This window comes from Okeania sp. SIO3B5 (genome assembly GCF_010692555.1).
GTDB lineage: Bacteria > Cyanobacteriota > Cyanobacteriia > Cyanobacteriales > Microcoleaceae > Okeania.
In genome coordinates, this window is record NZ_JAAHHG010000321.1 from 1 (window position 1) to 11,540 (window position 11,540).

Annotated in this window: 6 protein-coding genes and 1 pseudogene; all 7 read right to left on the reverse strand. The window is 40.7% G+C overall.

Features of this window, described 5'->3' with window-relative positions:
* Positions 1-147 precede the first annotated feature (147 nt).
* Positions 148-1,251 (reverse strand): hybrid sensor histidine kinase/response regulator, encoded by a 1,104-nt coding sequence (locus F6K54_RS30115; protein ID WP_293086085.1) that lies wholly within the window; start codon positions 1,249-1,251, stop codon positions 148-150.
* The gene (locus F6K54_RS30120; RefSeq protein WP_293086087.1) at positions 1,252-2,907 is read right to left on the reverse strand and encodes a response regulator; all 1,656 of its coding nucleotides are present in this window, start codon (positions 2,905-2,907) and stop codon (positions 1,252-1,254) included.
* Between the two features lie 158 nt (positions 2,908-3,065).
* Complete coding sequence (locus F6K54_RS30125; RefSeq protein WP_293086090.1) at positions 3,066-3,287, reverse strand: hypothetical protein; 222 nt, start codon at positions 3,285-3,287, stop codon at positions 3,066-3,068.
* A 10-nt stretch (positions 3,288-3,297) separates the two neighbouring features.
* Entirely contained in the window at positions 3,298-3,561 is a 264-nt protein-coding gene (locus tag F6K54_RS30130; protein ID WP_293086093.1) for a hypothetical protein, read from the reverse strand.
* Between the two features lie 823 nt (positions 3,562-4,384).
* Positions 4,385-4,846 carry a hypothetical protein gene (locus tag F6K54_RS30135; protein WP_293086096.1) on the reverse strand — a complete coding sequence of 154 codons (462 nt, stop codon included), beginning with the start codon at positions 4,844-4,846 and terminating at the stop codon, positions 4,385-4,387.
* A 56-nt stretch (positions 4,847-4,902) separates the two neighbouring features.
* Positions 4,903-6,087, reverse strand: a pseudogene (locus tag F6K54_RS30140) (RNA-guided endonuclease InsQ/TnpB family protein).
* A 165-nt stretch (positions 6,088-6,252) separates the two neighbouring features.
* The gene (locus F6K54_RS30145) at positions 6,253-11,439 is read right to left on the reverse strand and encodes a PAS domain S-box protein (RefSeq protein WP_293086099.1); all 5,187 of its coding nucleotides are present in this window, start codon (positions 11,437-11,439) and stop codon (positions 6,253-6,255) included.
* Positions 11,440-11,540: the final 101 nt, after the last annotated feature.

Below are 11,540 nucleotides of genomic sequence, written 5' to 3' on the forward strand. Positions count from 1 at the left end.
TCCCATCTCCCCTACCTCCCTACTCCCCCCCTCCCCTACTCCCCTACTCCCCTGCTCTTCCACTCCCCCACTCCCCTACTCCCCCGCTCCCCCACTCCCCTACTCCCCTACTCTCCCACTCCCCCACTCCCCTACTCCCCCACTCCCCTATTCCCTAACTTCTGCAAGAAGTCCATTAGACTTCATAATGATTTCAAAGATTGCTCCTTGGGGATGGTTGCTTCTAACACAAATTTGGTCTCCATGTGCCTCAACAACCATTTTGCAAAAAGCCAAACCCAATCCTATTTGGGAAACATCAGACATCATAGTTCCAATCTCGTATTTCTCAAAAATCTTTTGTCGCAATTCCTCTGGAACCCCCGGGCCATTGTCCATCGCCTGAATTCTGCAATCTCCTGATTTAAGGAATTCCAAACTCAGGATAATTTTACTGTTATGTGGGGAAAACTTAATAGCATTTGAGATGAGGTTATCCAAAACTCTATGATAGAGAGTGAAATCAATAGTCACTACTTTATCAGGAGCTTCTGGAAGTTTACTAACTAGGGACTGATTTTTTTGTTCGGCAACCGCTTCAAAGTTTGAAATAGCAGACTCGATCAAACTACATAGTTCTACCTGTGTGAGATTAAGACGAATTTGACCAGACTCTAGTAAAGCTATGTTTAATAAATCATCAATTAATGCTTGTAATGTTTGTGCTGAGGAATAAACTTGATTTAGTTTAATGTTTTGCTTATCTTTAGGATAACTAGGATTTTTCAAGAGTTCTAAACCAAACAAAACAATAGTCAAAGGATTTCGTAAATCGTGAACGACCATTTTTACCATATCTTCCCGTAATTTGAGCAGAGCTTGCAGGTTATCATACTGGTGCTTAATGCGTAGCATGGAACTCACCCTCGCCCTCAGCTCAATTGCATTAACGGGTTTACTGATGAAGTCGTCAGCTCCAGCATTTAGACAATTTGCCAAATCTGACTTTGCGCTTAATGCCGTTACCATAATAATAGGAACAGCTTGCCATGTGGATATAGCTTTAATTTGCCGACAAACTTCAATACCATCAATTCCCGGCATCATCACATCAAGTAAAATCAGGTCTGGGTTATAGGTTTCTAGGTTGGCGAGTCCCTCTTCACCACTAGCAGCATAATACAACTCATAGTCTTGGTCGCTCAAAAGAGCTTCAATCACATCAAAATTATTGGGTTCATCATCAATTACTAAAATAGACGGTAAATTCATTTATTTTGTGCTTAAAAGTTTTTGAATCGTGGTTGTCAACTGTTTTAGTCTAACAGGTTTGCTCAAATAATCATTAGCTCCAGCAGCCAGACAACGTTCTCGATCGCCTACCATTGCTAGAGCAGTCAGTGCCACTATCGGTACATCGACCAAGTTAGGAATACGACGAATTTCTTCCATGGCCTGGAGGCCATCTACCTTTGGCATTGAAATGTCCATTAGAATCAAATCGGGGTTTTCCGACTGAGCGAGAGTAATTGCTTCCTCTCCATTCTCAGCCAGCAAAATTCGATAGCCTTTAGCTCTCAGATAGCTCGAAACTGTACTAATATTTACTTTGTTATCTTCTGCCAGCATAATTAATGGTGATATATGGTGTTGAGGCTGAATAAATTCAATGCCAGGTTCAGGCTGCACTTTTAACCCTTTGCAATTGTTTATGCTCAAAGTGTAAGGAAGATCGATGGTAAAGCAACTACCAACTCCTATCTCACTGGTGACTCCCACTTGCCCGCCATGATGCTCAACAATACGTTTCACTAGGGCAAGTCCTAAGCCTGTCCCTTGATAGTGGCGATTCAGAGAACTATCAATTTGAACAAAAGGCTGAAATAGTTTTTTGAGGTCTTCTGGAGCAATGCCAATGCCAGTGTCAATAACAGCAATTCGTAGGAATTTTTTGAATTTATTGGTCTCTGGGTCAAACTTCTGGCGATTGACCTGGACTTCCAGGGAAATATGGCCCCCATCTGGGGTAAATTTGACAGCATTATTGAGTAGGTTGATTAATACTTGGCGGATGCGCCGTTCATCCACAAATAACTCAGGCAGGAATTGAGGCAGTTTCATTTCTAGTTTAATGCATTTCTTTTCGGCAAGTGGTCTGATGAAGGCTAGACTAGCTTGGCAGAGAGAAGAAACTGTAGTGATTGAAAAGTTTAGCTCTAGCTGACCAGATTCAATTTTGGCAACATCCAGAACATCGTTAATGAGTTCTAATAGATGGTTTCCACTGCTCTCAACTGTTTGTAGAGCTTTCTTTTGTTGCTCATTAATACGGCCAAATATCTTTTCTTGCAGCCCTTCTGTGATGCCAAGAATTGCGTTTAGGGGAGTACGAAGTTCGTGACTCATGCTGGCGAGAAATTGGCTCTTGGCCTTGTTTGCTTCCTCTGCAGTTTGCTTTGCTTGCTCTGCAGTTTGCTTTGCTTGCTCTAATGACAGGACTTTTAGGGCGACTTCTTTTTCTAAGTTTTGAGTCAGCTTTCTTAACTGCAAATGAGTTTTAACTCTGGCGAGGACTTCTTGCTGTTGAAATGGCTTAGTAATGTAATCTACTGCCCCTAGCTCAAAACCTTTAATTTTGCTTTCTGTATCTGATATAGCTGTGATAAAAATTACAGGGATATTGCAAGTAGTGTGATTGGATTTGAGTTTTTTACAGATTTCAAAGCCATCAATGTCAGGCATTGTGATGTCTAATAAAATTAAATCTGGTAATTTCTGCTCTAGTTGTTTGAACGCTTGTTTTCCATTGTTAGCGATCGCTACATCATATCCTACTGCACTAAGTGTTTCTGAAAGAATATCTAAATTCGCTAGTGTATCATCAACGATTAAAATAATCCCTGTTTGTTTTACTAATTTTTTATTCATGGCTTGGGAGAGTTTATAGATTTCTTAAAATTAAGGTGTTTTTAAATTAAAATTTCAATTTTTTTTGTTTGAAATTGCTTTGCCAGTTATTAAATTTTCTGGGTAATATCATGTCCGGGGGAATTGGACATAAAAAAAATCTCAAATCGTTATAACTACTAAATCTTTTTGATTTTCTCCCCTCCTATATGTCGCTCTACCGACAGCAATCTTACCTGATTTTTGTACGTCGTCCTACCGACGGGGGCCCTACTTGATGACTCTAGATTTGATATAAAGGGCAGATAGCGATCGCTCTTTTGTCCAAATTTTTCAACCATTTTTGCTAGTTTGAGTAGTAAGCCATCCTGGGCTAACTCAAATAGAATTTGTAATATCATGTCCAGAGAATCAGTGATAAAAAAACCTTTTCCCTTCTAACCTTTTCTTTCCTCTCTTGGTGCGCATTCCCTTGCGTCTGACGGCGACGCGGGGTCGCACCGCTTCTGTCTCCTGCCTCCAGCATAGCTGCCTTACCTTCTCCAAAGTATAAGTATTCAACCGGACATGATATAAATCCTCTAGTAGAGGTGCTACTATTTCGAGACTATCATCTTGAGTGATAGTAATAGTATAAGTTGGGGCTGACTTAATTGTTATATATTTCCAAGTCACTTCTAGATAAGTGAATATCTCCTCAGCATTTATATAGGTTTGGGCAGAAAATTATCAAAATAATTGGGTCGCGCAACCCCATCTTTATTAAGGCGAAATATTTTTGGAGAGTTGCTCAAATCTCCTACTTCTCCTCCTGGGAGGGGGAGGGGCGAGGGGTGGGTTAACTTCTGAGTGTAATGAAGTGTGTCTTACATTCTGGAGGGACTGTGTTCAGAATTACACACTCGTTTCTGACTTCTGACTTTTGACTTCTGACTTCGTTAACACCTCCTGCATTTAAGCTTGTTTGTCGATCTATCTGATACCGGGCATTGCTGAACTAAGGGATGAATCTTTGCAGAAGAAAAGTTCATTAATGGATAATTGATAATTGATAATTAGGGTTTGCTGATTAAATATCGCGCTTATTGACTGATATTGGTTTGAGCAATTTTAGATCTGGAAAAAGTGCGAGGTTTTAGGTGGTAATGGTTCAATTAGGAGCGGATTTTGGTCAAGAGTTGGGCAGAACCATCTTGGGAAAAAACGCCCGCTCCTACCTCCTCGCTCCCGATCCATTTCTCCTGTCTTCCCCTCCCCTCCTGGGAGGGGCTAGGGGTGGGTTGTCTCCTGTCTCCTACCTTCACCCATAAGACTTTTTCAGCAAGCCCTAATTACCTCTGGTTAAAACTGTTAGGGAATTGAATATAAGGAAATATTATTTCTTTTCTTGGTCGATTGGATATGGCGTAGGTTTCCTCGCCATCCCTTGACCGCTTTTTTCCCCTTAAAAGGGGAGGCTTTAAACCAGAATTATTAATTATTAATTATTAATTATTAATTATTTGGTAACCCATCTTTTACTTCCTCTTTTTCTCAAACTATAATTCCCATGGGCAAATATGCAACACTCCCCATACCCCCAACACCCCCGCACCCTCACACCCCTCACCCCTCTCACCCCCCTCACCTCCCCAGGGCTAATTTCAATGGGCAAATATGCAACCCCTGATACCGAAGTAGATGAGAGAGTTACAGTTATATATTTCAGGGCATTATCATTGCGGAACAGTTTCAGCATTTCAAAGCAATTGATTACAGGAATCTGTGTATCAGTTATCATCAGATCGAATATTTCTAGTAGAGTATTAATTATAGCAAAAATTAGTTTTTTTTGGGAGATAGTATCATACCAACGGGGCAGAATTTCTGGATAGAGAAGATTTTGTACCTTGAGATTGTCAATTTCTGGCTGCACGCCTTTAGCTAGCAACTGCTCTATAAAACCGATATAAAACGTCATAAAAAGTTATATTTTAATGTTTACTTCCTGCTTCTACTGAGGCCGTCGGCGGTTTCTCATCCACAGGCATTGACGACCGAGCCGACCGCATCTCTCAAATTTATACTTGCGTTCAAATCTCTATCTATTGACAAGCCACACTTCTTGCAATCATAAGTCCTCAAATGCAATGGCATACCTTGAACATGACCACAATTCGAGCAAGTTTTTGATGATGGAAAAAACCTATCAACTATTACTAACTCACCAAGCGTACCACTGAGTTTTATATTCTAGCTGTCTACGAAACTCATAAAATCACTATCTGCTAATTGATTTAGCTAGCTTATGATTGGCTAACATACCGCTGACGTTCAAATCTTCACCCACCCCTCTAGCTCCCCTCCCGGGAGGGGATGGGGGTGGGTTGTGGTTCAAGGCTTGCGTATGTTGTCAATTTATGAAGTGCATCTTTGCGGATGTTAGCTACTCGTCTGTGCTGCGATCGCTAGCTTGATTACAGCTTTGTGCCAATTATTTGAATGTTTGACTTTCCTGCTCAGTTGCCGTTGCAATTTTGCTAGTTGATCTTGAGCTGTACGGTAAGGTTTAATGCTTGGGAAAACTTGACCAGTACTTAGTGTTGCTAGCGTTTTCACGCCTAAATCAACACCTACAACATCAGTAGTTTTTGGTGTGGGAGTTGCACGCTTATCATAGCTCAAACTTAAGTACCAATCCCCCGCTTGTCTACTAATGGTTATTTTTTGAGTAGTCGCCTCAATTGGCTCATAAGTCTTAACCCAACCAATAAAAGGTATTTTATGATTCCATCCATTTAATTCTATTGGTTTTCCACAATTATCAATTGTGTTTGCGTAGCATTCCGTAGGAAAAGAATCATGTTTACCTTTTTTCTTAAACCTTGGGGGTTTACCCAACCCTTGTTTGCGAAGCATTCCGCAGGAAAAGAACCTCTTAAATGCTTCACCTAAGTTGATGTTTGCGTAGCATTCCGTAGGAAAAGCATATTGATAAACTTTAGACGACAAGTTTTTCATCCAGGGATAAAGAGGTTTTGTGTGATTGGTAAACACATCTCTAAGCTTACGAGTGTTTGGCTTGAAACCATCCTTGTAAGCAGCATTCCACAAACTTAAGCCCCAGTTATAGCACCATCGAGAGTAGCCCGCGTGTTGAGCAAAGAGCGTTTTTTGTTTATTATTGAATTTGAGTTTGGTTCTGATTGATTTCATAGAGATTGATCACAGCCTGTCTAATAGTATGCTTTTTAAGGTATTATATCGTTATTCTTTGATTAAGTCAATGCTCCCAACCTTGACTACTAGCAATTTTCCCAGTTTCAGGATAATTTGGGAAAATATAGACCAGTGAGTGGCTTTGATTAACTATTGATGTTTTTTTCATCATTTATCCTCTTTAAAAGTTAACAATTCTTGAATAGTATTTGCTAATTTTTTCATTTTAACGGGTTTGCTTAAGTAATCATTGGCTCCGGCAGCCAGGCAATGTTCGCGATCGCCTTCCATAGCTAAAGCAGTCATAGCAACAATCGGAATATCTACCAAGTTTAGATCGTGACGGATATGTTTGATAGCTTCTAACCCATCCATTCCAGGCATCTGAATATCCATTAGAATCAAGTCAGGGTCTTCTGACTGGACAAGAGCAATTGCCTCTTCTCCAGTTTTTGCCACAATAAGACGATAATTTTTTGCTCTCAAGTAGCTCAAAACTGTAGTGATATTTGCGTCATTGTCTTCTGCTAGTAGTATTAACGGGGGGGATATATCCCCGTCTAACTGACTAGGTTTGATCGTGACTTCAGAATTAGTTTCTGATTCAACATAATAAGGTACTGTAGCAGCGTAAGGAATATCCATGGTAAAACAACTGCCCACCCCAATTTCACTCTTAACTCCAACTTGCCCACCATGAAGTTCTACAATACGCTTTACCAAGGTCAACCCTAAACCTGTCCCGTTATATTCACGATTCAGGGCACTATCAATTTGAATAAAGGGCTGAAATAATTTTTTGAGATTCTCTGGAGTGATGCCGATACCTGTATCAATGACGGCAATTTGGATATAGTTTTGTTTGGGAAAATTGGCAACACCTGGGTTCAAAGGGCCTTGTTTCAGGGTAGCAGTGAGAGTGACACTCCCCCCATTTTGAGTAAATTTGACAGCATTATTGAGTAGATTAATCAAAGCTTGGCGGATACGTCGCTCATCGATTAATATAATGGGCAAATTGGTTGGCAGTTTAGTTTTTAGATGAATACGTTTTTTCAGTGCTAGTTGTTTAACAAAGGTTATACTAGATTGACAAAGATGATAGATTGAAACTTGGGTGTAGTTAAGTTCTATACGACCCGCTTCAATTTTAGCGACATCGAGAATATCATTAATCAATTCTAGCAAATGAGCACCACTGTGTTCAATAGTTTGTAGTGCTTTAAGTTGTTGCTCATCGACCGCGCCAAACACTTCCTCTTGGAGCGCCTCACTCATGCCTAAGATGGCGTTGAGGGGGGTACGGAGTTCGTGGCTCATACTGGCTAGGAATTCATCCTTGAGGCGAGTAGCGCGGGCAAGTTCCTCATTGGTTTGTTTCAGTTCTGCTTCTGCTTTTTTCTGTTCGGTGATGTCATAGTTAATCCCGATCATCCTTTGAGCTTCTCCTTGGAGGTTGCGTTGCACTAGAGCGCTGGTTTTAATAAAATGGATAGAACCGTCAGGATGAATAGCTCTAAATTCTGTATTATATTCTTTCTCATCAAACCGAGCTTGCATAGAGGCAGTTTCTACCATGGGGCGATCGTCGGGATGTAAAGTTTTAAGCCATGCTTCACGGACATTAGTAAAACCATCTGGGGTTATGCCATATAGTTCATACATTCGTTTATCCCAGAGCAGAATATTTTTTACAATATCAAAATCCCAAATGCCGATACCGGCAGACTCTACTGCCAAATTTAGGCGAGTAGACAACTCCCGTAGATGATCTTCTGCTTGTTTGCGTTCGGTAATATCTAAGGCTGTGCCAAACAGGCGAATTACTTTTCCCTCAGAATTTCGTTCGATTGCTGTACGTCCTTCATGGTAGTGAGTGGAGCCATCAGGATAGACGATCCGATAGTCAATTTTGTAAGGAATTCCATTGACTATCGCCGATTCAAACTGCTGTTGGACTAATGTGAGGTCATCAGGATGAATCATCTGAAAATATTCTGCATAAGAAGGTTCTGGTTGATTTGGGCTGAGTCCAAACATCCGAAAAAGTTCTTTTGACCAGGTAATTTTTTGAGTTTTGACATCAAACTCCCAGTTTCCAATATGAGCAACTCGTTGTGCTTCAACCAATGCTGCCTCACTTTTGAAAAGTTTTTCTTCAGCTTGTTTGCGCTCTGTAATATCGCGACATACACAAATTAATAACCCATCTTCTGTTAGGGTTAGTGATAGTCCTTCGGCAAAGGTAGAGCCATCTTTGCGAGTACCTGTAGCTTCTCCTTGCCAGGCACGATCGCGCTCTAATAGTGGAAAAATTTCCTGCTCAAATCTTTGGTTCTCCTCTGGAGAATAAAAAATTTGCCAGGGTTGGCCCACAATTTCTGCCATGTTTTGGTAGCCAAACAAATTCACATGAGCTTGGTTGACATAGAGGTAGCTATTTCCTTGGAGAATGGCTATGCCATCAATTGCCGCTTCAATGGCAGCAAGTTGTTGTTTCAGAGCTGATTCTGCCTGTTTGCGAGTAGTAATATCTTGATATACTCCTAAAACTCCGATAATTTCCCCATCAAGGCTATAGAGAGGAACTTTGTGGGTTTCTAAACATTTTTGATTACCATCAGCTTGTAACTGGGACTCAATAATCTCATGTTTAGCCAAACCAGACTCCATAACTTCCAGATCGTCAGCACGATAAGCGGTTGCCTGTGTATTCTTCCAGGGTATATCGTAATCAGTTTTGCCAATAATTGCTTCTGAGCTAGACAAACCTACTATTTCAGCAAAGTTTTGATTACAGCCTAAATACATTAATTGTCTATCTTTCCAAAAGACATAAAGTGGCAAGACATTAAGAACAGTTTGTAAGAATTCTTGAGATTGACGTAGGTCGTTTTCTGCCTGCTTGCGCTCGCTGATATCTTTAACAAAAGCAAAGCTGTATTCTTCTGTGTGAAATTGTAGATAATTAATACTAACTTCTACAGGATAGACGCTACCATCTTTGGCTTGATATCGGGATTCATTTGTGAAGTTCTTTCTTTGCCTAATATTTTGCCAATGTTCAATCCAATCGTCAGGGGAAATATCGTAGTTAATGTCAAACATCGATAGATTTAGTAGTTCTTCTATACTGTACCCCAACATGGAACAAGCTGCTTGATTAACATAGTAAAAGCTGGCATCTGAGCGCACAAAAAATACTCCTTCTGCCGCAAAGTCTACTGCTGACTGGGTCATCATCAGGGCTCTTTCTGCTGCTTTGCGTTCGCTGATATCTCGCAAAATATTCTGGATGATTTTTTCACCATTAATATCAATTAAAGAAGCTGAAATATCAACAGGAACTATACTACCATCTTTGCGGAGAAAATTAATATCCAAGATTTGGGAAGACTTTTGATTTGCTACATCCTCAAATGCTGCAATGCTTTGCGATAATTCTTCTGGTGGGTGTAGTTGAGTAAAGTGCATAGAGGTAATCTCTGTAGAAGTGTAGCCTAACAGTTCTTCAAATTTATGGTTAGCTTCCAGTAAATTACCTTGCCGATCTGCCAACAAAATAGCATCGCTGGCTCCATCCATGAGGGCACGATAGCGGGTTTCTCGCTCCTGTAGTTTGACTGTGCGTTCTTTAACTTTAGTTTCTAGTTTTTGATTAAGTTCTTCTAGTAATGTTGTTGCTCGTTGACGTTCTAACTCTACAGAAGCACGAGATGCAAAAACCCGCAGAATTTGTTCGGCTCGCTCTGGATCTGGAATGAGCTGTTGATTGAGGATACACAAACCACCAATTGTCTTGCCATTACTATCTCGTAAGGCAATGCCCAAATAACTTTCTGCTCCAATGTTTATCAAGTCTAAATCTTCAGGAAACTCTTGTTGCACTGAGTATTCACAGAAATATTTTCCGTCTCGCAATGTTCGTTCACATGGAGTTTTTGCTGGATGATAAGAAATACTTTGTTGCAAGGAACCATTTGCCCAAAAAGCTAATGGACGAAGCATATCGCCAACCAGTTCGCTCACGATCGCACAGGAGACATTCAGAGCTTCTACAATGTGTCTTACTAAGGCTGGAAAAAAGTCCTTGCCAGTGGTGCTAGCAGTCCCCTCAACCAAAGTCTGTAGAGCAATTTCCGCTTTTTTGCGGCCGCTAATGTCAATATCTACACAATACATTTCTGGCTCGCCTTCTGAGTTAGTCATTATCATGTGGTTAGAAAAGACTGTGACTCTAGAAGCATCTTTGCATCTTAAGTTAAATTCCCCTGCTAATACTGGCTCTCCTTTGGCAAAAAAATCATCTGTAAAATCGATCTCCCTCTCTCTCTCTTCTGAAGGAATAATCAAGTCTTCAAGTTTCTGACCGATCGCCTCTGCTTTTGTATATCCATAGAGGTCCTCACTGGCATTATTCCAGTAAATTACCTGACGATGGCGGTCATATCCTTGAACCGCAATTTTAGGAGTTGACTCAAAAAGTTTGCGGAATCGCTGTTCACTTTGCTTCAATGCTATTTCAGCCTGTTTGCGAGCGCTAATATCTGTGATAGTTCCCACATATCCCACTACTATTCCATCGGCATTTCGTTCAGCAACTGCCTGTGCATAGACCCAATTTATCGTACCATCTGGTTGCAGCAAGCGACATTCAAGCTGGAATTGACTACTCTCTAAAACAAATTTTTGCCATTCAGCGACAACCCAGTCAAGCTCTTCAGGATGTATGATTTGTCGCCATCCATCTTTCATAGCCATTTCTTGAGATAGTCCACTGATCAAAGAGTAGCGCTCGTTGATGTATGTGAAGTGTCCTGTAGCATCAGAGCGAAAAATTCCCACCGGAGCTGCCATTGCCAGAGATGCGTAGCGCTGCTCGCTCTGTTGCAGACTAAATTCAGTCTGCTTGCGGATGCTGATGTCTGCGAAGGTGCCAAGTCCTCCAACATAATTTCCTAATTCGTCTAAAATTCGGTTCCCAGATACCTTTGCCCACACATCGCTTCCATCTTTGTGCTGAAATTTAAATTCCCGTTGTTCGGCAATTCCTTGATGACGATGCTCTATATTTTTTCTAGCAATTGCAATACCTGCACTGTCCATGAAATCAAAAAGAGATTTTCCGAGTATTTCATCTATCTCATAGCCTAACATTTCAGCCATTTTGAGATTGACAAAGCTGATTCTGTCTTGGGTATCTGTGGCCCATATCCCCTCATTAGATACTTTGACTAGAGTAAAGTAGCGTTGTTCGCTTTCTTGCAGGCGTGCTTCAACTTTCTTTCGTTTTTGTAGTTCGGCCTGGAATTTTTCGTATGTAACGGCTTGCTGAATAGTCTTAAAAATCCCCAAAAAAATACTTGATATTGATGTACACATACCTGAGATCAAAATACCTGAAGCCACAGTACCTTTGCGGACAAAAAAACCTGTCAAACCTTTGATGTCTAAAC